This window comes from Novosphingobium rosa NBRC 15208, assembly GCF_001598555.1.
GTDB classification, from domain to species: Bacteria; Pseudomonadota; Alphaproteobacteria; order Sphingomonadales; family Sphingomonadaceae; genus Novosphingobium; species Novosphingobium rosa.
This window is the reverse complement of record NZ_BCZE01000056.1, coordinates 1-22717: the sequence shown is the minus strand read 5'-3', so window position 1 is coordinate 22717 and position 22717 is coordinate 1. Positions and strand designations below refer to the sequence as shown.

Genomic DNA, 22717 nt, shown 5'->3' with positions numbered 1-22717 from the left:
CTTCCCTCAGCGCCCCGCCCCTAGCCATGGGAGACAAGCGATGTCACAGCATGATCATGATATCTCGACGCTGAACGACCTGATCGCCACCACCATCGACAGCGCCGACGGCTATGCCGAAGCCGCCAAGGAGGCGCGCGGCAGCCGTTTCGAAACGCTCTTCAACGCCCGCGCCGGTGAGCGCCGCAACATCGCCAACACGCTTCAGCGCGAAGTGGGCCTGCTGGGCGGCGAGGCCGAAAGCAGCGGCACCATCCTGGCCAGCGCCGAGCGGCTGTTCTTCAACCTGAAGTCGGTCGTCACCTCGCATGACGAGAAGATGATCGTCAACGAGGTGGAGTCCGGCGAGGACCATATCAAGGCCAAATATGAGGATGCGGTGCGCGATCGCGGCCTGTCCACGCAGGTCAAGGCGCTGATCGAGCAGGCCTATCAGACCGTGCGCGCGGGCCATGATGAAATGCGCGACATCAAGCACAGCATGCAGGGTTAAGTCCTTTCCCCCGTCGGGATTTAACCCTGGGAAAAGGGCGAGGCGGCTGGAGCGCCTCGCCCTTTTCTTGTGCCTGCGTTTCAGGCCGCGTCGATACCCTCCAGATGGCGCTGCAACCCGCGTTCATGGCGCGTCAGCCAGCGCGTGGCGCGGGGCAGGGGATGGACAGCAAAGTCGTCCTTCTCCTGCGCCACAGCGATCAGGCTGGGATGGACATAGGCCTTGCGCGCCACGGCGGGCGTGTTGCCCAGATCGGCGCAGACATGCGCCAGCATCGCCTTCAGTCCACCGGGCGCACGCGGCTGGGCCACCAGCCATTCAAAGGCCAGCACCGATGCCGCAAAGGTGCGGAAATGTTTGGCGGTGATCGCCTCGCCGGTGATGGCGCGCAGATAGTCGTTCACATCATGCGAGTGGATGGGATGGGCTGTGCCGTCGCTATCCAGCCACTGGAACAGATGCTGTCCCGGCACATCCTGCATCGCCTTCACAAAGCGCGCCAGCCCCTGGTCTGAAACGGCCATGCGGCATTGCTTGCCTGATTTGGCGCGGAAACTCAGCGCCAGCCGCCCGCCCTGCAGCTTCACATGCCGCATCCGCAGGGTGGAGGCGCCGAAGCTGCCGTTCTCGCGCGCATAGCACTCATTGCCCACGCGGATATGCGTGACATCCAGCAGCCGCACCAGCGAGGCGATGGCCCGCTCCCGGCTGAGGCCCCGCCGCGCCAGATCCTCCTCGACCCTTGCCCGGATCAGCGGCAGCACGGTGGCGAAAGCGGCGCATCCGGCGAACTTTTCCGCCTCGCGCGCGGCGCGGAAATCGGGGTGGTAGCGGTATTGTCGGCGCCCCTTGGTGTCGGTCCCGGTGGCCAGCACATCGGCCTGCGGATCGGGGGAGAACCACGCCTGCGTATAGGCGGGCGGCAGGGCGATGCGGTTGAGCCGCGCGACCTCTTCGGCTTGTGTGATACGTTGGCCATCGGGCGCGAAATAGTGCCAGAGCTTGCCGCGCCGCTTTCGTGTGATGCCCTCGGGCTGGTCGGAGACGGTGGGGAGAAGAGCTTCGCTGGCCATGCCGAAGAAAGCATGGCCAGCAAGGCTTTGTTCCTGTCAGCCCTTCTTCTTGAGCCGCCGCAGATTGGCGCGCACCTTGCCACGGTAGAAGCGCGTCGCCCCGCTGGCCTGGTCCTGGGGCTGCATGCCCCATTGCCCCAGCGCCAGCTTCCAGCCGACATCGCCCATGGCGCGCAGCTTTTCGCTGACCATGCGCTCGCTCTCGCGCGCGGCGCCGGGGCCGCCGGTGGAGATCATCATCATGCGCAGGGCGATGACCTGCGCCGCCTCGAAGGACAGCATGCTCCAGTCGAGCCAGAGTTTGCCCATCTGGGCTGCGGTGTGGTGGGGTGAGGGCATCATCTCAAGGCACCAGCGCATGGGTGAGCAGCTTGGCGACCTCTTCGGACTGCCCGTCCAGCACCGCCCTGGCCGAATAAAGCGCCGTGCCCAGCACCTGCGAGGCGCTGACCTTGGGCGGCATCACCAGCTCATAGCGGTCGGTCACCACATCGAGCAGGGCGGGGCCGGGCTCGGCCAGCCATTGCGCCACGGCGGCTTCCAGGCTTTCGGGCTGCTCCACCTTTTGGCCCCAGAAGCCGATGGCGCGCGCCACTTGCGCGAAATCCGGGTTCTTCAGATCGGTGAAGGCGTGCAGCATGCCTTCCACCTTCTGCTCCAGCTCGACAAAGCCCAGCGATGAGTTGTTGAAGACGCAGACCTTGATCGGCAGATCCTCCTGAATGGCGGTCAGCAGATCGCCCAGCAACATAGAGAGCCCGCCATCGCCGCACAGCGCGATGACCTGCCGGTCCGGATAGGCCGCCTTGGCCCCCAGCGCCTGAGGCATGGCATTGGCCATGGTGCCATGGGTGAGCGAAATGATCGTGCGGTTCTCCCCCGTGGCGGGCACATGGCGCAGGCACCACACCATCGGCGATCCGCCATCGGCGGTGTAGACCGCATCCTTTTGCGCATGAGCGGCAATCAGGCTGGTGAGATATTGCGGATGGATCGCCCCGCCCTTGCCGACGACCGCGCGGCTCTGCTGGCCCTTGCGTGTTTCCGCCTGCATCTCCAGCGAGGCGTCGAGGAATGTGCGATCCTCCCGTTCACGGATCAGCGGCAGCAGCACCTCCAGCGTGGGGCCGATATCGCCCACCGCGCCGATCTGCACCGGATGGCGGCGGCCCAGATGGGTGGGGTCGATGTCGATCTGGATGATCTTGGCCTTTTCCGGATAGAACTGGCGCCAGGCGAAATCGCAACCCAGCAGCAGCAGCGTGTCGCAGCCCATCAGCGCGTGATAGCCCGCCTTGCCGCCAAAGATGCCGGTCATCCCCACATCGTGTGGATTGTCATACTCCAGGAAATCCTTGGCGCGCGAAGTATGCGCCACCGGGGCCTTCAGCTTCTCGGCCAGGGCGAGAACGGCGTCATGCGCGCCCTCGCAGCCCGATCCGCCATAGATCGCCACCTTGCCTCCGCTGTTCAGCGCCTTGGCGATCCGGTCGATCTCATGCGGGGCGGGGACGGTGCGCGACTGTGCGCGATGGACGGCGAAAGGCGCGTCATCCGTCAGCTTGGCGGCGGAGACATCGGCGGGCACGATCAGCACCGCCACGCCCTTTTTCGACAGCGCCGCCTGAGCCGCCATCGCCGCCTTGCGCTTTGCCTGCGCGGGGGTGCGGATCTCGTCGCACCACACGCTGCACGAGGAGTAGACCGCCTTGAAGTCCACCTCCTGGGGAAAATCGAAGCCCAGCTCGTCGCGCACGATCTGGCTGGCGATCAGCACCACCGGCGCGCGGTTGCGGTGGCTTTCGAACAGACCGTTGATGAAATGCAGGCTGCCCGGCCCGCAGGAGCCCGCACACAGCGCCAGATCGCCCGTCAGCAGCGCATCGGCCCCGGCGGCGAAGGCGCCTGCCTCCTCATGCCGCACATGGACCCAGCGCAGATCCTCCTTCTCGCGAATGGCGTCGGTGATGTGGTTGAGCGTGTCGCCCGGAATGCCATAGACGCGCCGCGCCCCCGCCTCGAACAGCGTATCGACGATGGCCTGCGCAACGGTGGATGACATCACATGCTCCTTATCGGGGGGACACAAGGAAAGGGGCAGGCTTTCGGCCCGCCCCGCAAAGGAATTGATGGAAAGATGTGGGGCGCCAGGGTGTCACAGCAGCCCCACGGCATGGTGCCCCGCCTGATCGGGGCGGATGGCCAGACCCGTGAACAGGTCGAACAGGCCCGCCAGCGTGATGTCGGCGGTCCAGACCTCGGCCTTGCTGATCTCGAAGCGCATCAGCGAGAGGGTGGGATCGGTTTTGCCGCCGGGGAACCAGGCCTCGACCTTGTTGGACCACAGCTTGTCCAGCACGCCGCGATCCTGTTCGCGCCGCAGCTGGCCGGAAAGGGCGGCGAACAGCTTGTGCCCGCTGCTGGAAAAATCGACCTCGGCAGCAGCTTCGACCGCCAGCGTGCTGGACTGGTGCATGAAGAACCAGATCGTGTGATGCGCGTTGCGGTCCAGCATGGCCGTCATCGGCTGGCTGTGGGCGCCGGCCTCGCTCAGGCGCATCATGACGAAGGGGCTGTCATCCAGCGCGTTCCAGAAGGCATTGCGGATATCACTGTCCATGGCGTTTCCTCCTTGGGAAGGGGGCAAGCGGCGTGGAGCGCTCTGCGTTGCGTCTGGAAGGTAACGGGCGGAACGGGGCGCTTGTTCCGCGTAAAATCACCTTGAGGATAAAAGCCTTGGCAGCGGGGCGGATGCCTTGCCGCAGGCCTGTGAAGGGCGCATGAAAACGCACCCCGGCCCCGCCGGAGTCGCGGGGCCGGGGTGATGATTGCACCGGTCTTGGCGTTGAATCAGGCTCCCGGCCCGATCATGGTTTCGGGCCTCACCAGCGAGTCAAACGTCGCTTCATCCACCAGCCCGGTTTCCAGCGCCGATTGCTTGAGCGTCAGCCCATTGTGCTGGGCATGTTTGGCGATCTTGGCGGCATTTTCATAACCGATGGCCGGAGCCAGAGCGGTCACCAGCATCAGCGAACGGTCGAGCAGTTCGGCCAGTCTCTCGCGGTTGGGCTCAAGCCCTTCCAGCGTGCGCTCGGTAAAGCTGGCGATGCCATGGGCCAGCAGATGGATCGAACGCAGCACATTGGCCCCGATCATGGGCTTGAAGACATTGAGTTCCAGATGGCCCTGCAGCCCGCCGATGGTGATCGCCGTGTTCAGCCCGATCACCTGCGCGGCCACCATGGTCAGCATCTCGCATTGGGTGGGATTGACCTTGCCGGGCATGATCGAACTGCCCGGTTCATTTTCGGGCAGCAGCAATTCGCCGATCCCCGCGCGCGGACCCGATCCCAGCAGGCGGATATCATTGGCGATCTTGGTCAGCGCCGTCGCCAGCGCCGAAAGCGCGCCCGACAAAGCCACCAGCGCATCATGCCCGGCCAGCGCGGCGAAGAGATTGGTGGCGGGACGGAAGGGCACGCCGGTGATCTGCGCCAGTTCCGCCGCCATGTCCTGAGCAAAGCCCTCCGGCGCATTCAGCCCGGTGCCGACCGCCGTGCCGCCTTGCGCCAGCTCAAGCACCTCGTTCAGCGTATAGGCGATGCGGACACGGGCCTTGGCGATCTGGTCGGCATAGCCCGAAAACTCCTGCCCCAGCGTGATCGGCGTGGCGTCCTGCATATGGGTGCGGCCGATCTTGATGATATCGTGCCATTCCCCGGCCTTGCGTTCCAGCACATGATGCATCGCGGCCAGCGCCGGATCGAGCTGCGCCAGCACCGCCACAGCGGCGGCGATATGCAGCGCGGTGGGGAAGCTGTCGTTGGAGGATTGCGCGCGGTTGACATGGTCGTTGGGATGGACCGGGCTCTTGCCGCCGCGCTTGCCGGTCAGCAGTTCGTTGGCGCGGCTGGCCACCACCTCGTTGACGTTCATGTTGGTCTGCGTGCCCGATCCGGTCTGCCAGATCACCAGCGGGAACTGATCGTCAAGCTGGCCGGTGGCGACTTCGCTGGCGGCGGCATCGATGGCCTCGGCGATGTCGGCGGGCAGGCCCTGGCGGGCATTGACCTTGGCGGCGGCCTGCTTGATGCGGGCGAGGGCGTGGATGATCTCGATCGGCATGCGTTCCTGCGGGCCGAAGGGGAAGTTCTGCAGGCTGCGCTGCGTCTGCGCCCCCCAATAGGCCTCGGCGGGGACGGGAATGCCGCCCAGACTGTCGGTTTCGGTGCGGAATTCCTGGGTCATGCTAGTCCTCCGAGGGGTGAGGCGGGTCGGGGCACAAGATAGGCAAGGCTTGCGCTTATGGAAGCCTTATCCGACGATGGTCGCGGGCAGGACGAAAGGGGCATGCGATGCTTGGAATGCTGCGCAGCAAGCGCGTGGTGGCGCGCTGGTTTCTGGTGGTGCTGTATGGGTTGGCAGGGGTGCTGCATCTGGCGCTGCCCGCGCCTTTCATCGGCATCACGCCCGGCTGGGTACCTGATCCGGCGCTGATGATCGCGGTGACGGGATTGTGCGAGATCGCCGGGGCTGTCGCGCTGGCCCAAGGGCGCTGGCCGGGGCTGCGGCGGGCGGCGGGTGTGGCGCTGGCGCTCTATGCGCTCTGTGTCTGGCCGGCCAACATCCACCATATGATGATGGATCTGGCGCGCCCCGATCATGGGTTGGGTTATGGCTATCATCTGCCGCGCATGGTGGCGCAGCCGGTGCTGATCTTTTTAGCCCTGTGGTGCAGCAAAAGCCCGGATCAAACCGAGGGATAGCTGGCGAGTTCCATCAGATTGCCATCGGGATCCCGACAATAGACCGAACGGATCGTGCCCTGTGCTCCGCGCTTGTCCACCGGGCCGACTTCGACCGCCACGCCCTGCTGCGCCAGATGCGCCACCACATCATCGGGCGAGGCATCGACCAGAAAGCAGAGATCGTCGCTGCCGGTGGCGGGGTGATGGCCGGTGAACCATTCGGCCTGCGTGGCGGCGATGGGGCGCAGATTGATCTTGTGAACGCCGAAATGCAGGCTGATGCGCGGGGTCTTGCCGGGGGCAGGGGCGTTTTCCTCTCGCGACATGCCAAGGATGCGGGTGTACCAATCGGCGCTGATCTGGGGATCGCGCACATTCAGCACGATATGGTCGATGGCGGTGGCGCGGATCATGCGGCTTGCTCCCAGTTCAACCAGTCACGCAGGACAGCGCTGGTGGCCTCGGGCTGTTCCAGCGGGGGCAGATGGCCGCATGCTGCAAAGCGATGCAGCTGCGCCCCAGGGATGGCCTGATGCATGGCCTCGGCCAGAGGGGGCGGGGTCATCCGGTCATCCTCGCCCACCGCGATCAGCGTGGGCACGGCAATCAGCGGCAGCAGAGGGCGGCTGTCGGCGCGGGTCAGGATGGCCTGCTGCTGGCGCACAAAGGCTTGCTGGCCCACCTCCTTGGCCATGGCGCGCACCGTGGCACCCACCGGGCTGCGCACATGGCTTTCATGGACAAGCTGGGGCAGCATCGCCTCGGTCACGCCCATGAAGCGGCCCAGACCCAGCGTTTTGATGGCGCGCTCGCGTTCGGCCTTTCGGGACTCGCCATCGGGCGCGGCGCTGGTGTCCATCAGGGCGAGGCGGGTAACGCGTTCGGGCGCCTGCCGCATAATCTCCAGCGCGACATAGCCGCCCATCGACAGGCCTGCCAAAGCGAAGCGCTCTGGCGCCTGAGTCAGCACGCGCCCGGCCATGGCGGGGATGCTGTCGTCCTGCGTGAGGTCGGCGATCCATGGCGCGGCGATGTCGGCCAGATCGTCGGCCTGCTGGCGCCACAGCCGCGCGTCGCACAGCAGGCCGGGCAGAAGGACCAGAGCTTCAGCCATGGGCGCGCTCCTCGCGGATGCCCAGGGTCAGCACCACGCCCGCCAGCGCGAGTGCGCCTGACAGGCCCGCCACGCCGTTCCAGCCCAGATGCTGCCAGAACCAGCCGCCCACCGAACCTGTCACGCTGGAGCCCAGATAGTAGAACAGCAGATAGAGCGAGGCGGCATGGCCCTTGGCGGGCCCGGCCAGTCGCCCGACCCAGCCGCTGGCGATGGCATGGGCGGCGAAAAAGCCGATCGTCACCAGCAGAATGCCCAGAATGACCACCCACAAGGCGCTGGCCATGGTGGCCGCCACGCCCAGCCCCATCAGCGCCAGAGCGGCGGCGGCGGGCAGGCGGCGCCCGATGCGGTCGGCCAGTTGCCCCGCCGCCGAGCTGGTGAACATGCCCGAGATATAGGTCAGGAAGATCATGCTGATCGCCGTCTGCCCCAGATTGTAAGGTGCGGCGGACAGGCGGAAACCGGCGTAGTTGAACACCGTCACGAAGACGCTGGTCAGCACGAAGCCCACGCCGAACAGCCGCAGCATCGCCGGATTGCGCAGATGGCCCAGCCAGATTTCGGGATGGCCGCGCAGCTGGAAGCGCTCATGCGGGATAAAGCGGCGCGAGGCGGGCAGCAGCAGGGCAAAACCCGCCGCCGCCGCCAGATCGGCGATGCTGATGGCGATCATCGCGCCGCGCCATGAGGTGAGGTCGGTCAGCACGCCCATGCCCACGCGCCCGGCCATGCCGCCAAAGGCCGTGCCCGCGACATAGAGCCCCATCGCGCGGCCCAGATCGCGGCTGTGGATCTCCTCGGCCAGATAGGCCATCGCCACGGCGGGCACGCCGCCCAGCGCCAGACCTTCCAGCAGGCGGAATCCCAGCATCGCGGGCCACCATGGCGCGATCCCGGCCAGCAGGTTGAACAGCGCTGCCGAGGCCATGGAGGCGAACATCAGCGGCCTGCGCGGCAGAGCCTGAGACAGCGCGCCCATGGCAAAGATCGCCAGCGCCAGCGCGCCAGTGCTGAGTGAAAGGGCCAGCGAACTCTCCGCCGCGCCGATATGAAAGCTGCGCGAGAATTCCGGCAGCAGCGGCTGTACGCAATAGAGCAGTGAGAAGGTGGAGAACCCCGCCAGAAACAGCGCAAGGCTGGCATGGCGATAGGCTGGCGCACCGCGCGCCATGCCTTCGGGCAGAGGCAGATCGGGAAAGGAGGAGATGGCGTTCATGGGCCCGATATAGGCCTGCCATGACCGCCAGTCCAATCTATGACACTGGCGATTGTGATTGGTTTTATATATGGAGATGGCGAGAGGAGTGCCTGATGGAACTGCGCCATATCCGCTATTTCCTCGCCGTGGCCGAGGAGGGCAATTTCACCCGCGCCGCCGCGCGCATGGGGATCGGCCAGCCGCCGCTCAGTCAGCAGATCCGCGATCTGGAGGAGGAAATCGGCACACGCCTGTTCCACCGCGTGCCCCATGGCGCGGAACTGACCGAGGCGGGACGGGCATTTCTGGACGGCGTTTCGGCGCTGCCCGATCAGGTGGCGGGAGCGGTGCGGCAAGCCCAGCGGGCGGGGCGTGGCGAGACGGGCGCCCTGCGCATCGGCTTCACGGGCGCGGCGGCGCTCAACCCGATCGTCCCGGCGGCGATCCGGGCCTTTCAGCGCTCGCGCCCGCAGGTGGAGCTGACCCTGCTGGAGCGCAACAGCACGGCGTTGGGGCAGGGGGTGCGTGATGGCAGCCTCGATCTGGCCTTTCTGCGGCCCTCTCCCACCGAAGTGGATCTGCATCTCAGCCTCTTTCCCGATGAGGAGATGATTGCCGCCGTGCCTCTGGGCCATCCGGCCTTGCCCGAAGACCCTGACGCGCCGCTGGTGCTGGCCGATCTGCGTGACGATCCCTTTATCCTCACCCCGCGCCCCGTTGGCACGGCCTGGTTCGACGCCGCGCTGGAGGCTTGCGCGCTGGCCGGGTTCACTCCGCAACTGGGGCAGGCGGCGCCGCAATTGTCTTCGGTGCTGTCACTGGTGGCGGCGGGGCAGGGGGTGTCTGTGGTGCCGGTGTCGATGCGGCAACTGGCGCTGGAGGGCGTCAGCTATCGCGCCATTGGCGATGTGAAGGCCCGCACCAGGCTGGCGCTGGCCAGCTTGCGGGGGCTCCGGAACGTGTTGGTGCAGCATTTTCTTGGGCTGGCTTTGCCGGGTTAGGGGTGGAAGGGGGCCTCCGGCGGGCAAAGGGCCATCGCCCTTTGCAATCCCTTTAATGGGGCGCCATAATACTGATATTCAAAGGCGATGAGACGAATCATGGATTCCTGTCATTCCCATGCCGATATGAGTTCGCACACGCATAGCCATTGCTCGAACACAACGAGCCAGGACGATAGCGCGGCGATGATGTTCGATGGCGCCGACAAGGCCTGCGGACGTAAAGCGCTGAGACGCTATCGTTACACCAACATTGTGGTCATCGTGGTGCTGATGGCCGCCGCCTTGTGGGACCTACGGTCGAGCTGATCGCTGCGCGCGAGCAATCCCTTCAGCGCAGCGGCTTATCACCTCAACCTCCCGGCCCGAAATCAAAGGCCGAAAACCCAAACCGCCGGAGGCATCCCTTTCTAAACCCTACTTCCCCCGCCGCTTGGCATGCCGGTGGCTTTCATGCTCGGCCCCGGTGAAATCATAGACCGCCACGCCGGATGGATCATGCGGCAAACGCAGCACTTCCGGGTGAGTCAGCGTATGCTGGGCGTCTTCGTAACCGGCGGTCCAGTGGTCTTCCATGGTCTGGCGGGAGAACTCGTAGTCCTTCGATTCGCCCTCATAGGTCTGCGATTTGTAGACCAGCTGGACGATGTTGAAGAGCGCCGGGTCGGTCGCCTCGATCAGCGTCCTGGCCTCGGGGGTTTCCAGCAGCTCGGGCGGCACCTGCGCGGCCAGCTTGCGGAAGGCTGCGCGCAGCAACTGGCGCTCGCGGAAGGTGTCGGTGGCGGTGCGGGTGCGGCTGGAGAACTGGATCTCCTTGGCGCGCACCGCCACGCTGGACAGATCCGAGGGCAGGGGGCCGCGCGCGCTCCACAGGTCCACCTGAAACACCAGCGTGTCCAGCTCCGAGCGGGATGACAGCACCCAGTCCAGCGGCGTGTTGGAGACCAGACCGCCATCCCAGTAATGCTCGCCATCGACCTCGACAGGCGGGAAGCCGGGGGGCAGGGCGCCGCTGGCCATGATATGCTCGGGCCGGATCTTGTCGGTGGCATTGTCGAAATAGGCGAAATTGCCGGTGCGGATGTTGACCGCCCCCACGCTGAAGCGGGTCTCGCGCGCATTGATGCGGTCGAAATCGACCAGCGACTCCAGCGTGCTTTTCAAGGGCGTGGTGTCGTACCAGCTGGTCGCCCCGGCGCTGCCGCTGGGGTAGAGCATGGGGGGCAGCATGCGTGGGGTGAAGAAGCCGGGCACGCCGCCGACCATCACATGGCCCGCCGCCATCTGGTTGATGGCGCCCCGCACCGTGGCGTCGCGCGCCAGATGCGGCAGCCATTCGGCCCAGCTGGCGGTATGGGCGCTGACGCCCTCCCAGAACTGGCGCAATTTACCCACGCGGCTGCCGCGCGGATTGCCCGCGATGATCGCGCTGTTGATCGCGCCGATGGAGATGCCGGCAATCCAGTTGGGCTCGATCTCGCGCTCGGCCAATGCTTCGTAGACGCCCGCCTGATAGGCTCCCAAGGCGCCTCCGCCCTGAAACAGCAGGGCGACGCAGCTGAAGGGCGTGCCATTGTCGCCGCGGTTATGAGTGGAGGGGGCTTTCCATGGACGCAACTTGGGCGAGGACGACATGGCGGCTCCTGTGAGAGCGTGGGGGGTGAGCCCACACTATCCTAAGGCACCGCCGATGCAAGCTTGCCGCACGCAAGGGCAATGCCCCTGATTGCACGCGAAAAAACGGGAACAAAAAGCGCCATCACATCTTCAGTCCAACCGCGCCGGTTCCAGACGCGGGCTCAGCAGATGCACCGCCAGCAGGGCCAGCACATAGGCGCTGGCGCAGAGGGCGAAGAGCACTTCATAGGAGTGGGTGGTGTCCAGCACATAGCCGGTGAACTTGGCCATGCCCATGCCGCCCAGCGCGCCGATGGTGCCGCCGATGCCCACCACGCTGCCCACCGCCGCGCGGGGGAACAGGTCGGAGGGCAGGGTGTAGACATTGGCGGAAAAGGCCTGATGCGCGGCGGTGGCCAGGCCGATCACCAGCACGGCGCCCCATACACTCTCGATGCTCTGGGCAAACCAGATCGGGGCGACGCAGATGGCGCAGACCAGCATGGTCAGCTTGCGCGCGGCATTCACGCTGTAGCCGCGCCGGATCATGGTGGAGGACATCCAGCCGCCCGCCACGCTGCCAAGGTCCGAGATGATGTAGATTGCCGCCAGTGGCAGGCCGAAGCTTTTGAGATCAAGGTGATAGCGGTCGAACAGATAGCCCGGCAACCAGAAGAGGAAGAACCACCAGATCGGGTCGATCAGGAATTTGGCGATGGCGTAACACCAGGTCTCCCGCTTGGAGAGCAGCGGGCCCCAGCCGATTTTCGCGCCGGTGTCGGGCTTGTCCTGGCGGATCCAGTCGAGTTCGCCCTGCGTGACATGGGGATGGATGGAAGGGTGGCGATAGAGCGCCCACCATGCCGCCAGCCAGGCCACGCCGAAGATGCCGGTAACAAAAAAGGCGGTGCGCCAGCCGAACCACAGCACCAGAGCAGGCACCAGCAGCGGGGTGATGATCGCGCCCACATTGGCGCCAGCGTTGAAAATGCCGATGGCCAGCGCCCGCTCGCGCTGGGGGAACCAGTCGGCCACGGCGCGGATGCCCGCAGGGAAGTTGCCGGATTCGCCCACGCCCAGCCCGAAGCGTGCGGCGGCAAAGGAAGCGACACCGCTGGCGAAGCCATGCGCCATATGGCCGATGGTCCAGATCACGATGGCGATGGCGTAACCCACGCGGGCGCCCAGCTTGTCGACGACGCGCCCGAAGCTGAGATAGCCCAGCGCATAGGCCATCTGGAACCAGAAGATGATGTTGGAATAGGCATTCTCGTCCCAGCCGAGTTCGCTTTGCAGCGTGGGCTTCAGAACGCCGATCATCTGGCGATCGATGTAATTGACGGCGGTGGCCGCGAACAGCAGCCCGCAGACCACCCAGCGGTAGCGCCCCGCTTTGGCCGAGAGCCCCGCTGCCGTATCAGCGGCCAGCGGAGCCGAAGCATCGGCGCTGGCCGCTCTTGAGACGGATTGCGGGTCTGAAATGGCGCTGTTCATCGATCTCTCTCCATCATGGCCCTTTGCGGGCTCTTGATCGCGGCGACCCTAGTGTGGATCGCCGGTGCTGTCTTTGCCGATCAGCGGGGTTTGGCGGTCACGATCCGGCATGACACCTGACCATGGGGGCCAAAGCTGGCGGTGGCGCTCTGCCCCACGGCGATGGCATGGACGCCGGTGACCGCTCCGGTCGAGACCCAAAGCCCCTTCGAGGTGTCGATCCCGCGCTCGATCAGATTGGCGAGCAGGAAGCGCACCGCGCCCAGCGGGCCATCGAGCATGGTGGCGGCTGTGGCCTCGCCCACGAGTTCGCCATCTATGGTGGTCGAGAGGGGGATGGCGCGCAAATCGACCTCACGCCAGCCTTCCAGCACCGCGCCAAGAATCAGCCCGTGATTGTTGCCGAAATCCGAGACGGTGACTGTGGGGCCGTCCTCGTTGATGCCGGGATAGGGGGAGGAGGCGATCTCGATGCCGATGCGCAGATCGTCGAGGATCGCCAGCGTTCCGGCGTCATCCGTGGGCACCGGGCCTGTGAAGCCAGGGGCGATATGGGCCATGAATTCGGCTTCCACGGCGGCAAAGCCATCGGCGAAAACGGGCATTTCGGGCGCGGTGCCGGGCGCGGCCCAGACCACCGTATCGGCGAAGATCGGCCCGGCCAGCCGGTCCGTGCCCAGCCGCTCGACGTGGGGCGGGGGCACGCGGCCCACCTTCCAGCCGACCACGGTACGTTTGTTTTCGGGGCCATCCTCAAGGGCGAGGGCGCGATTCTGGATGGCATAGGCCTCCGCCATGTCCTGCGGCCTTGTGCCGGGATAGGTGGCCAGCCCTGTGGCATCGCGGCGCGCCTGCACAAAGGCGCTGGCGACTTTGTCGATCTCAAGCCTGTCGATCTCTACGGACACTCTTCCCAACCTTCCCCGTTATCTTGTGTGCAGTCGTCTTGGGGACAGGGTTACTGGAAACCGGTGTCATTGACAATCATCTTGGCAATTTTTGTCCTGTCCGCTGATGCGGGACAGATTTTTCGCGCGAAATGGCTTGAATGCCGCGTGTTTGCGGGGGTGCGTAAGGCAGGAGGGGAGGCGGAGCCGGGTATCGGTAACCGGTGTCAGATTGGCGATAAAGGGAAGGATCTTGAGGTTGTCCGGTGTCAATCCGGTTGCCAGCGCCCGTTCCTGCGGGCAAGGCTGGGGTTTCGGCCGCAATCGAGGCTGCCGCTCAGGAGGTTGTGTGCAAAAGCACGAGGCGAAAGCGACGATCAACGATGTGGCGGAAAAGGCCGGCGTCTCGAAAAAGACGGTCAGCCGGGTGATCAACCGCTCGCCCCTGCTCAACGACGCCACGCGTGAGAAGGTGGAGAAAGTGATCGCCGAACTGGGCTATGTGCCCAATCCGCAGGCGCGCGCTCTGGCGCTGCGGCGCAATTTCCTGATCGGCCTGGTGCATGACAACCCCAATGCCCAGACCGTGCTGACCGTGCAGCAGGGCATGCTGGAGGCGATTCGCGACAGCGAGTTCGCGCTGGTGCTGCGCTCCATCGACCGCCGCAGTCCGACCCTGCTTGAGGACATCCGCTTCTTCATCCAGCAGCAGCGCCTGTTCGGCGTGCTGATCATGCCGCCGATGTCGGAAATGGACGCCTTGCCCGCCATGTGCCGTGAACTGGGCTGCAATTATGTGCGGATGGGCTCGGCGCGACTCGATGATGAAAGCCATCTGGTCGAATCGAACGACCGGCAGGCGGTGGCGGCGGCGGTGAATCATCTGATCGCGCAGGGGCACCGGCGAATCGGCTTCGTGGCGGGCCCTCAGGGCTTCCGCTCGGCCTATGAGCGCGAGCAGGGCTATCGCGATGCGCTCTCCGCCCATGGCATTCCCGTTGATCCGGCGCTGATGGCGGGCGGCAATTACACCTTCGAAACCGGGCTGGAGGCCGGGCGCGTGCTGTTTTCGGGCGCGGTGCGGCCCAGCGCGATCTTCTCCAGCAATGACGAGATGGCGGCAGGCGTCGTTCATGCCGCACATCATGCCGGGCTGACGGTTCCCGACGATGTTTCGCTGATCGGTTTCGATGATACGCCGATCGCCGCGCATATGTGGCCGCCGCTCACCACCGTGCGCTGGCCGATCAAGGCGATGGCCTATTCGGCGGCTATCAAGCTGATTTATCCGGATCGTGCGGCCAGAGAAGTGGCCTTTTTCGAATCCGAAACGATCCATCGCGAGTCAGTTGCTCCTTTCAAAATGTGATCCCTTGGTGCATATGGTGGACATATTCTGACGAAGCGTCAGAGTGTTGACACCGGTTACCAAACCTCGCTAGACCTGCGGCAAGCAAAGCGCGCAGCAATGGCGGCCACACGCCTGCGGGCAGGGAGAGACACATGTTTGCCAAGACCTATCACGCCACCCATCCCGATATGATGGAAGGCGTCTCGAACGACGATCTGCGTGACCGCTATCTGGTGGGCGGCATGTTCGTGGACGGCCAGGTGACGCTCAACTACTCGCACAATGAGCGTTTCGTGATTGGCGGCGCGGTGCCCGGCGCTAGCCCGATCAAGCTGCCCGAGCAGACCGTTCCGGCCAGTGCCGCGGGCCATCCCTTCCTGGAGCGCCGCGAGGCGGGCATCGTCAACATCGGCACCGCGGGCGCGATCACCGTCGATGGCCAGCGTTTCGAGATGGGCAACAAGGAATGCCTCTATGTGCCCATGGGCAGCAAGGAGGTGATCTTCGAGGGTGAGGGCGCGCGCTTCTACATCGCCAGCGTTCCGGCGCACAAAACCCTGCCGATCAAGCATATCACGCTGGATCAGGCCAACCCGCTGGCGCGCGGCGATCTGGCCAATTCCAATCAGCGCACCATCTATCAGCTGGTGATCCCCGGCGTCTGCGAGAGCGCCCAGCTGCTGCTCGGCCTCACCGTGCTGGAGGAAGGCAGCGTGTGGAACACCATGCCGCCGCATCTGCATGACCGCCGCAGCGAGATCTATCTCTACTTCGACCTGCCCGAGAAGAACGACCGCATCTTCCACTACATGGGCGAACCGGAAGACATGCGCCACATCGTCATCGCCAATGAAGAGGCGGTGATCAGCCCGCCCTGGTCGATCCATATGGGCAGCGGCACCAAGAAATACGCTTTCATCTGGGCGATGGGCGGGGAGAACCTCGACTACACCGACATGAACGTCCTCGACATCTGCCAGCTGAAGTGAGCGCAGCCATGTTCGATCTGGCGGGCCGCGTGGCCGTGGTGACCGGTGCCAATACGGGCATCGGTCAGGGGATTGCGCTGGCGCTGGCGCAGGCGGGGGCCGATGTCGCCGCCGTGGGCCGTTCGCCAGCCGATGAGACAGCGGCGCAGATCCGCGCGCTGGGTCGCAAATGCGAGCTGGTGCAGGCCGATCTCTCCTCCATCGCGCCGGTGGGCGATGTGGTGGCTCAGGTGGTTGAGGCGCTGGGCGGGCTGCATATTCTGGTCAACAACGCCGGGATCATCCGCCGCGCCGACGCTGTCGATTTCACCGAGGAAGACTGGGATGCGGTGGTCGACACCAATCTCAAATCGGTCTTCTTTCTGAGCCAGGCTGCGGGTCGCCATATGATCGCGAACCATGCGGCAACCGGCCAGCGCGGCAAGATCGTCAACATCGCCTCGATGCTGTCGTTTCAGGGCGGCATCCGGGTGCCCAGCTACACCGCGTCGAAATCGGGCGTGGCCGGGCTGACCAAGCTGCTGGCCTGCGAATGGGCCTCCAAGGGCGTGAACGTCAACGCTATCGCACCGGGCTATATCGCCACCAACAACACGGCGGCGCTGCAGGCAGATGAAACCCGCAACCGCCAGATCCTTGAGCGCATCCCCGAGAATCGCTGGGGCAGCCCGGCGGATATGGGTGGCGCGGCGGTGTTCCTTGCCAGCAGTGCCGCCGATTACATTCAGGGCCACATCCTCGCCGTCGATGGCGGCTGGCTGGCCCGTTAACCATGAGCGGCGGCGCTCTCACCCGCCGCGCCATGACCAAGGGTCTGGGGGCTGCCGCTCTGGCGGCTCCCGGCCTGCTGCATGGCGCAAACGCTCTCAAACAGCCGGCAAAAGGCAAACGCGAAGGCGCCGTCTGGGCCTTCCCCGGCATCCGCTACGCTAGCGCCGCCCGCTTCGAAGGGCCCGTGATCGCCACCGCCATCGAGCAGCCCTTTTTCGGCAAGGCGGACTTCGCCCCCATCGCGCCGCAAACCGGCCTGGCCAGCGAGGCTCAGGCCGAGGATTGCCTCTTCCTCAACATCTGGACGCCCGAAACCAACCCCGCCGCCAAGCGCGCGGTGATGGTCTATTTCCATGGCGGCGCCTACACCAGCGGCAGCGTCACCGATCCGCTGACACGCGGCGGCAAGTTGGCCGAGCAGGGCGATGTGGTGGTGGTCACCGTCAACCACCGGCTCAATGCGCTGGGCTATCTCTGGCTGCAGCCCTTCGGATCCCGTTACGCCGACAGCGGCAATCTGGGGCAGCTTGACCTTATCGCCGCGCTGCAATGGGTGAGGGCCAACATCGCCCGTTTCGGCGGCGATCCCTCGCGCGTGATGGTCTTCGGCCAGTCGGGTGGCGGGGCCAAGATCGCCACGCTGATGGCCATGCCCGCCGCCAAGGGCCTGTTCCACAGCGCCGCCACCATGAGCGGTCAGCAGGTGCAGGCCAGCGGGCCGGACCATGCCTGGCAGCGCACCAAAGCCCTGATGGCCGAACTGAAACTGGCCCCCGGCGATGTGGAAAGCTTGCGCCAGATGCCGCTCGAACGCCTGATCGCCGGGCTGCATGCGCGCGATCCGATTATGGGCGGCTCGGCCTATTTCGGTCCGGTGCTGGATATGACCAACCTGCCGCGCCATCCCTTCTGGCCGGATGCCGCGCCGCAGTCGTTGGGCATCCCGATGATCCTAGGCAATGTGCTTCAGGAGACGCGCACTTTCCTCGATCCGCACGGACCCAAGGGGCAGGGCCTCACCTGGGAGAACCTGTCCGCCCGCATGAACGCCGAGGTCAAGATCGATCTCGAACCCAACTATGTGGTCGCCCAATACCGCGCCCATCACCCGGACTGGACGCCCACGCAGGTCTATTACGCGGCCACCACCGCCGGGCGCAGCTGGCCGGGGCAGGTGATCGAGGCTGACGCGCGCGCGCAGGCGCATGCCGACAAGACCTGGGTCTATTGTCTTACCCGCCCTTCGCCGATCGATCCCCTGCGCGGCACGGGGCATACCGATGACATTCCCTATGTTTTCGGCACGCTGGATGTGCAGCACAGCGAATGGGGCCGCAGCTATTCCGGCACCGACGCCGGAGCGCAGGCCACGCGCAACCTGTTGCAAGGCGCCTTCGTCAAGCTGGCGAAAACAGGCGAGGCGGGATGGGAGCCCTACCGCCTGCCGACCCGCGCGACTCTGCTGGCCAGCGAAACTCCGCGCGTGGAAAACGACCCGCGCGGGTGGGAGCGGGAGATGTGGGGCATCGCGCCCTATGTGCAGCCGGGGGTTTGAAGGGGGTAAAGCGGGAGGGCGCGCCCCCTTCAACTGTGCCTCACCTGCATCACCAACCATCATTCACACATCACGCTTCTTGACAGCGCCCCCGCCTCATGCGACATCGATGACACCGGTTACCAAATCGGACAAAACACTCCTCGCACGCCGGCCCAACCGCCGGGTGACGAGGGGAAAAAGATAAGGCAGGCCGTATAAGCGGTGGGAATGGATGCATGGTGCGCTGAATAAAGCCGGAAAAGGCTGACAGGACGCCAAAAGCTTTTTCCGGTTTTGACACCGGTGCCATTCCTTCCTCTCGCGGTCAGCCCGCAGCGCGGGCACACTGGAAGGCATTAGGGGGAGTGACCATGCATAAGGCACAGGAGCGGCAGAATGCCGCCAAGCGAGTTTCATTCATCCGCCTCGCGCTGATCGCGGGCACGGCGCTGGCATCGCCCGCGCTTCATGCGCAAACCACGCCGGAACCGGCTCCCGCAGCGGAGAGCGCGCCGCCCGCTTCGGACATCGTCGTCACCGGCTTCCGCCAGTCGCTGCAGGCGGCGCTCAATCTGAAGAAGTCCTCGGTCAGCGCGGTGGACGCCATCGTCGCCGAAGATATCGCCAAGTTCCCGGACCAGAATCTGGCCGAATCGCTGCAGCGCATCACCGGCGTCGCCATCACGCGCGACGGTGGCGAGGGCCGCCAGATCACGGTGCGCGGTCTGGGCAGCCAGTTCACCGTCACCCGCGTGAATGGGCTGCCCGCGCAGTCGACCTCGATGCTGGCGGGCTCGGGCGGCGCGCCCAACCGCGATCGCTCCTTCGATTTCAACGTCTTCGCCTCGGAGCTGTTCAAGTCGCTGGTGGTCCACAAGACCGCCGAGGCCAATCTGGACGAAGGCTCGCTGGGCGCGGTGGTGGATCTCAACACCGGCCATCCGTTGGGCGCCAAATCGGGGCTGACCGGGCTGGTCTCGGCCTCGGGTTCCTACAACACGCTCTCGGGCAATGTCGGGCCACGTCTGGCCGGGCTGCTCAACTGGAAGAATGAGGACGGCACTTTCGGCATCAACGCCTCGGCCGCCTATTCGCAGGGTTACACGCTGGAGCTGGGCAACAACACCACGCGCTGGGCGCAGGCGCCTTTCGCCTCGGTGACCAGCAATGGCGTGACCACCCCATGCTTCTCGGGCAACACTTATCTCCAGTCGGCGGCGTGCAACAAGGCGGCGCTGGCCTTCCATCCGCGCATCCCGCGCTATGGCGTCATCACCCATGACCGCAAGCGCCTGGGCCTGACCGGTTCGGTCGAGTGGCAGCCCGATGACGCCACCCATCTCGAGATCGACGGCCTCTTCTCGCGCTATCACGAGGAGCGTCAGGAAGAATGGGCCGAGGTGCTGTTCCGCTCCAACGAGAAGGGCATCAGCGTCATCAACCCGACCTATGACAGCAATGGCAACATGGTCTCGGGCACGTTCAACAACGCCTATCAGCGCAGCGAGCATTACCGCCAGATCCAGAATTCCACCTTCTACCAGATCAACGGTCATCTGACCCATGATCTGACCGACCGCTTGAAGGTCGATGTGCTGGCGGGCGCCTCCAAGTCGGTGCTGTCGGTGCCGCTGGCCACCACCATCATGCTGGACAACCGCACGGCGCAGGGCTTCTCCTACGATTACACCAATATGGCCCATCCGGTGATCAGCTTCGGCTCGTCGGTCACCGATCCGGCGAATTATCAGCTTGCTGAAATCCGCGACGCGCCCACGCACACCAACAACACCTTCCGCACCTACAAGACCGATTTCGAGTGGAAGACGACCGATACGCTGACGCTGAAGCTGGGCGGTTTCTATCGCCTCTTCGGGTTCGACACCTGGGGCGCGAACCGCAACACGCTGGTCTGCCCCTCCACCACCGGCAAGGATCTGGTGCTGGGCACGATCACCTGCTCGTCGAACTCGGTGACCAACAACGGTTTCCCGATCAATTCCAGCATGGTCGATACGGTCAATCTGGGTAACGCGGGCCAGCCCGCCGGCACCACCAGCAGCTTTATCGTCGCCAATCTGCCCGCCACCACGGCCTTCACCAACCTCTACAACCGCCCGCTGGTGGCAGACACTTCCAACACCCGCTCGGTGAAGGAAGAGGACAGCGGCTTCTATCTGCAGGGCGACTGGAAGACCCGCGCCGTGGGCATGGATGTCACGCTGGATGCGGGCATCCGCTATGCTCACACCGGCCAAAGCTCGACCGGCCTGCAGAACGGCACCACCGTGGTGACGGTGCAGCGCAGCTATGACGACTTCCTGCCCTCGGCCAACCTCAACCTGTTCCCGCATAAGGATGTGATCGTCCGCTTCGCCATCGCCAAGGTGATGACGCGCCCCGCGCTGGGCAATCTCACCCCGGGCGGCTCGGTCGATTCGTTCAACTATAAGGTCAGCTACGGCAACCCGCAGCTCGATCCCTACCGCGCCACCAATTATGACGCGGCGGTCGAGTGGTATTTCGCGCCGCAGTCGCTAATTTCGGTGGCCTTCTTCTACAAGGATGTCGCCAGCTTCCCGTCCAGCACCGTCACGCAGGGCACCTTCGCCTCGACGGGCCTGCCGACCTCGATCCTGTCGCCCGGCTCGCCCGCCGCTCAGAATCCGGAAGGTCAGGTCTGGACGATCAGCTCGATCGGCAATGGCACGGGCGCCAAGCTGAAGGGCGTGGAGCTGGGCCTTCAGGCGCCGCTGCGCTTCCTGCCCGGCATGCTCAAGAACTTCGGCGTGATCGGCAACGTCACGCTGACCAGTTCGAATGCCACCTACAATGTCAGCGGGGCGGGCACGGCGGTCAGCTCCACCGGCACGATCACCCTGCCGGCCTCGACCGTCACCTCCTCCTTCTTCGGCCTGTCGAAGACGACATGGAACGCGACGCTCTATTACGAGAAGGGGCCGATCCAGGGCCGCATCAGCTACTCCTACCGCGGGCCCTACAACGATCAGAACAGCGCCACCGGCAATGTCTTCGAAGGCTATGGCGCCTATGCCAGCCTCGATGGGTCGCTGCGCTATTCGCTGACCAAGCAGCTGGAAGTCTCTGTGGATGCGGTGAATTTGCTCGACCGCTACACCTACCACTGGACCGATGCGACGGCGCAGCGCAATTATGAGAGCCAGCACACCGGCCGCACCATCGTCTTTGGTGCGCGCTACAAGCTGTAACATCTATGAGAAGGAGAAGGGCATGAAACTCGATCGCCGAACGCTGTTGGTGGCGGGCGCGGCGGCGGGGGCTATGCCCGCGCAGGCTCTGGCGCTGAACGCGCCGGGGGCTGGGCTCCCGGCGGGAGGAAAGGGGGCTTCCTTCCCGCCCTCGTCTCCGGCCTCGGCTCTGCCTGACGTGACCGAGGTGATCGATCTGTGGCCCGGCGGTGTCGGCCCCGGCCTGCTGCGTCCGCTAACCGAGGAAATCCCCGATCGCATGAAGCCGGGCGAGCCTCACGACCGCTACATCACCGGCCAGAGCCGCCCGCGCATGGCGGTGTTCCGCCCGAAGCAGCCCAATGGCGCGGCGGTGCTGATCGCGCCGGGCGGCGGCTATGTCCGCGTGGTGGTGGACAAGGAGGGCTATGAGCTGGCCCGCTGGATGGCCGAACGCGGCTTCACCGCCTTCGTGCTGGTCTACCGCCTGCCGGGCGGCGACGCGCATGGCTGGGACTGGGCGAGCGGCGCCGATACCCCGCTTTGCGATGCCCAGCGCGCGATGCGGCTGATCCGTTATCACGCCCCGGCCTTCGGCATCGAACCCAATCGCGTGGCGGCGATGGGCTTTTCGGCGGGGGGGCATGTCTGCTCCGATCTGGCCGCCCGGTTCGACGCGAAGGTCTATGCGCCGGTGGACGATGCGGACCGCCATTCTGCCCGCCCGATCTGCGCCGCGCCCTGCTATCCGGTGATGTCGATGCATCTGCCCGTGGGGCACTCGGAATCGCGCAAGCAATTGCTCGGCCCCAACACCAGCCAGGCTTTCGAGGATGCCCATACACCCTCGCAAAACCTGCCCGCCAATCCGCCGCCGCATTTCCTGCTGCATGCCGAGGATGACAAGGTGGTCAATCCGCTCAACACGCTGATGCTGCGCGACGCGCTCAAGGCGAAAGGCGCCCGCGTCGAGACCCATCTGTTCGAGCAGGGCGGCCATGGCTTCGGCCTGCGCGGCGCGGTGGGCCTTCCGGTGGCGATCTGGCCTCAGCTGTGGCTGAACTGGGCGCAGACCACCGGCCTGCTCTGAACACGTCTGTTACCCCAAGGATTTCCCATGCCCCGCCCGCTCGACCTTCATCCCGACCGCCTGCTGCCTTCTGACCCGTCTGTGCGCGCCATTGCGCGAGACCTTTACGCCAGTGTGGCGGGTCTGCCCATCGTCAGTCCGC

21 protein-coding genes are annotated in these 22717 nt (G+C 65.3%); 10 read left to right on the top strand and 11 right to left on the bottom strand.

The genetic code is table 11. The features are described 5' to 3' along the window. Positions 1-40 precede the first annotated feature (40 nt). Positions 41-493, top strand: coding sequence for a PA2169 family four-helix-bundle protein (locus tag SR3_RS20150; protein ID WP_068090094.1), 453 nt, complete (start codon positions 41-43; stop codon positions 491-493). A gap of 80 nt (positions 494-573) precedes the next feature. On the opposite strand, the gene SR3_RS20145 is transcribed toward SR3_RS20150, so the two are convergent. The 5 genes from SR3_RS20145 to fumC form a co-directional block, all read right to left on the bottom strand. Beyond that, positions 574-1566: a DNA topoisomerase IB gene (locus SR3_RS20145; protein WP_068090093.1), complete on the bottom strand. Its 993-nt coding sequence runs from the start codon at positions 1564-1566 to the stop codon at positions 574-576. Positions 1567-1602: 36 nt separating this feature from the next. Beyond that, the gene (locus SR3_RS20140; protein WP_218018859.1) at positions 1603-1908 is read right to left on the bottom strand and encodes a hypothetical protein; all 306 of its coding nucleotides are present in this window, start codon (positions 1906-1908) and stop codon (positions 1603-1605) included. 1 nt (position 1909) lies between these two features. Beyond that, positions 1910-3628: a thiamine pyrophosphate-dependent enzyme gene (locus tag SR3_RS20135; RefSeq protein WP_068090091.1), complete on the bottom strand. Its 1719-nt coding sequence runs from the start codon at positions 3626-3628 to the stop codon at positions 1910-1912. Between the two features lie 93 nt (positions 3629-3721). Next, positions 3722-4186 (bottom strand): pyridoxamine 5'-phosphate oxidase family protein, encoded by a 465-nt coding sequence (locus SR3_RS20130; RefSeq protein ID WP_068090090.1) that lies wholly within the window; start codon positions 4184-4186, stop codon positions 3722-3724. A 230-nt stretch (positions 4187-4416) separates the two neighbouring features. Next, on the bottom strand, positions 4417-5814 hold the full coding sequence (gene fumC / locus SR3_RS20125; protein ID WP_068090089.1) for a class II fumarate hydratase: 1398 nt from the start codon (positions 5812-5814) through the stop codon (positions 4417-4419). A gap of 107 nt (positions 5815-5921) precedes the next feature. On the opposite strand from fumC, the gene SR3_RS20120 reads away from it, so the two are divergent. Further along, positions 5922-6332, top strand: a complete 411-nt coding sequence (locus SR3_RS20120) for a DoxX family protein (protein ID WP_307562978.1) — start codon at positions 5922-5924, stop codon at positions 6330-6332. Here SR3_RS20120 and SR3_RS20115 read toward each other — a convergent pair. The 3 genes from SR3_RS20115 to SR3_RS20105 are packed head-to-tail and all read right to left on the bottom strand — an operon-like array spanning position 6317 to position 8647. Beyond that, entirely contained in the window at positions 6317-6727 is a 411-nt protein-coding gene (locus SR3_RS20115) for a VOC family protein (RefSeq protein ID WP_068090087.1), read from the bottom strand. The genes SR3_RS20120 and SR3_RS20115 overlap by 16 nt on opposite strands. Further along, positions 6724-7428 (bottom strand): alpha/beta fold hydrolase, encoded by a 705-nt coding sequence (locus SR3_RS20110; protein ID WP_068090086.1) that lies wholly within the window; start codon positions 7426-7428, stop codon positions 6724-6726. Before SR3_RS20110 ends, SR3_RS20115 begins: the two co-directional genes overlap by 4 nt. After that, entirely contained in the window at positions 7421-8647 is a 1227-nt protein-coding gene (locus SR3_RS20105; protein ID WP_068090119.1) for an MFS transporter, read from the bottom strand. Before SR3_RS20105 ends, SR3_RS20110 begins: the two co-directional genes overlap by 8 nt. Positions 8648-8742: 95 nt before the next feature. Between SR3_RS20105 and SR3_RS20100 the strand changes: the two genes are divergently transcribed. Continuing rightward, positions 8743-9630 carry a LysR family transcriptional regulator gene (locus SR3_RS20100; RefSeq protein ID WP_068090085.1) on the top strand — a complete coding sequence of 296 codons (888 nt, stop codon included), beginning with the start codon at positions 8743-8745 and terminating at the stop codon, positions 9628-9630. 99 nt (positions 9631-9729) lie between these two features. Continuing rightward, positions 9730-9939 (top strand): hypothetical protein, encoded by a 210-nt coding sequence (locus SR3_RS20095; protein WP_068090084.1) that lies wholly within the window; start codon positions 9730-9732, stop codon positions 9937-9939. Between the two features lie 108 nt (positions 9940-10047). Here SR3_RS20095 and SR3_RS20090 read toward each other — a convergent pair whose 3' ends face one another. The 3 genes from SR3_RS20090 to SR3_RS20080 all read right to left on the bottom strand — a co-directional run bounded on the left by SR3_RS20090 (position 10048) and on the right by SR3_RS20080 (position 13649). Then, positions 10048-11265: a patatin-like phospholipase family protein gene (locus SR3_RS20090; RefSeq protein ID WP_068090083.1), complete on the bottom strand. Its 1218-nt coding sequence runs from the start codon at positions 11263-11265 to the stop codon at positions 10048-10050. A 132-nt stretch (positions 11266-11397) separates the two neighbouring features. After that, positions 11398-12741: an MFS transporter gene (locus tag SR3_RS20085; RefSeq protein WP_084455756.1), complete on the bottom strand. Its 1344-nt coding sequence runs from the start codon at positions 12739-12741 to the stop codon at positions 11398-11400. An 80-nt stretch (positions 12742-12821) separates the two neighbouring features. After that, entirely contained in the window at positions 12822-13649 is an 828-nt protein-coding gene (locus tag SR3_RS20080; RefSeq protein WP_068090082.1) for a 2-keto-4-pentenoate hydratase, read from the bottom strand. A 328-nt stretch (positions 13650-13977) separates the two neighbouring features. Here SR3_RS20080 and SR3_RS20075 point away from each other — a divergent pair, with 328 nt between their 5' ends. The 6 genes from SR3_RS20075 to SR3_RS20050 all read left to right on the top strand — a co-directional run bounded on the left by SR3_RS20075 (position 13978) and on the right by SR3_RS20050 (position 22575). After that, positions 13978-14997 (top strand): LacI family DNA-binding transcriptional regulator, encoded by a 1020-nt coding sequence (locus SR3_RS20075; RefSeq protein WP_068090081.1) that lies wholly within the window; start codon positions 13978-13980, stop codon positions 14995-14997. Positions 14998-15131: 134 nt separating this feature from the next. Then, entirely contained in the window at positions 15132-15968 is an 837-nt protein-coding gene (gene kduI, locus SR3_RS20070) for a 5-dehydro-4-deoxy-D-glucuronate isomerase (protein WP_068090080.1), read from the top strand. Positions 15969-15976: 8 nt separating this feature from the next. Beyond that, entirely contained in the window at positions 15977-16738 is a 762-nt protein-coding gene (gene kduD / locus SR3_RS20065; RefSeq protein ID WP_068090117.1) for a 2-dehydro-3-deoxy-D-gluconate 5-dehydrogenase KduD, read from the top strand. Between the two features lie 2 nt (positions 16739-16740). Then, positions 16741-18294: a carboxylesterase/lipase family protein gene (locus SR3_RS20060; protein ID WP_068090079.1), complete on the top strand. Its 1554-nt coding sequence runs from the start codon at positions 16741-16743 to the stop codon at positions 18292-18294. Positions 18295-18647: 353 nt separating this feature from the next. After that, positions 18648-21506, top strand: coding sequence for a TonB-dependent receptor (locus tag SR3_RS20055; protein WP_068090078.1), 2859 nt, complete (start codon positions 18648-18650; stop codon positions 21504-21506). A 22-nt stretch (positions 21507-21528) separates the two neighbouring features. Beyond that, positions 21529-22575, top strand: coding sequence for an alpha/beta hydrolase (locus tag SR3_RS20050; RefSeq protein ID WP_068090077.1), 1047 nt, complete (start codon positions 21529-21531; stop codon positions 22573-22575). The last annotated feature ends 142 nt before the right edge of the window (positions 22576-22717 follow it).

Bases quoted from the DNA above. Each gene is read 5' to 3' on its own strand.
- SR3_RS20140 (WP_218018859.1), bottom strand. From the start codon at position 1,908: ATGATGCCCTCACCCCACCACACCGCAGCCCAGATGGGCAAACTCTGG.
- fumC (WP_068090089.1), bottom strand. From the start codon at position 5,814: ATGACCCAGGAATTCCGCACCGAAACCGACAGTCTGGGCGGCATTCCC.
- kduD (WP_068090117.1), top strand. From the start codon at position 15,977: ATGTTCGATCTGGCGGGCCGCGTGGCCGTGGTGACCGGTGCCAATACG.
- SR3_RS20055 (WP_068090078.1), top strand. From the start codon at position 18,648: ATGCATAAGGCACAGGAGCGGCAGAATGCCGCCAAGCGAGTTTCATTC.
- SR3_RS20135 (WP_068090091.1), bottom strand. From the start codon at position 3,628: ATGTCATCCACCGTTGCGCAGGCCATCGTCGATACGCTGTTCGAGGCG.
- SR3_RS20100 (WP_068090085.1), top strand. From the start codon at position 8,743: ATGGAACTGCGCCATATCCGCTATTTCCTCGCCGTGGCCGAGGAGGGC.
- SR3_RS20115 (WP_068090087.1), bottom strand. From the start codon at position 6,727: ATGATCCGCGCCACCGCCATCGACCATATCGTGCTGAATGTGCGCGAT.
- SR3_RS20060 (WP_068090079.1), top strand. From the start codon at position 16,741: ATGAGCGGCGGCGCTCTCACCCGCCGCGCCATGACCAAGGGTCTGGGG.
- SR3_RS20130 (WP_068090090.1), bottom strand. From the start codon at position 4,186: ATGGACAGTGATATCCGCAATGCCTTCTGGAACGCGCTGGATGACAGC.
- SR3_RS20120 (WP_307562978.1), top strand. From the start codon at position 5,922: ATGCTTGGAATGCTGCGCAGCAAGCGCGTGGTGGCGCGCTGGTTTCTG.
- SR3_RS20145 (WP_068090093.1), bottom strand. From the start codon at position 1,566: ATGGCCAGCGAAGCTCTTCTCCCCACCGTCTCCGACCAGCCCGAGGGC.
- SR3_RS20095 (WP_068090084.1), top strand. From the start codon at position 9,730: ATGGATTCCTGTCATTCCCATGCCGATATGAGTTCGCACACGCATAGC.
- SR3_RS20150 (WP_068090094.1), top strand. From the start codon at position 41: ATGTCACAGCATGATCATGATATCTCGACGCTGAACGACCTGATCGCC.
- SR3_RS20110 (WP_068090086.1), bottom strand. From the start codon at position 7,428: ATGGCTGAAGCTCTGGTCCTTCTGCCCGGCCTGCTGTGCGACGCGCGG.
- kduI (WP_068090080.1), top strand. From the start codon at position 15,132: ATGTTTGCCAAGACCTATCACGCCACCCATCCCGATATGATGGAAGGC.
- SR3_RS20085 (WP_084455756.1), bottom strand. From the start codon at position 12,741: ATGAACAGCGCCATTTCAGACCCGCAATCCGTCTCAAGAGCGGCCAGC.
- SR3_RS20105 (WP_068090119.1), bottom strand. From the start codon at position 8,647: ATGAACGCCATCTCCTCCTTTCCCGATCTGCCTCTGCCCGAAGGCATG.
- SR3_RS20090 (WP_068090083.1), bottom strand. From the start codon at position 11,265: ATGTCGTCCTCGCCCAAGTTGCGTCCATGGAAAGCCCCCTCCACTCAT.
- SR3_RS20050 (WP_068090077.1), top strand. From the start codon at position 21,529: ATGAAACTCGATCGCCGAACGCTGTTGGTGGCGGGCGCGGCGGCGGGG.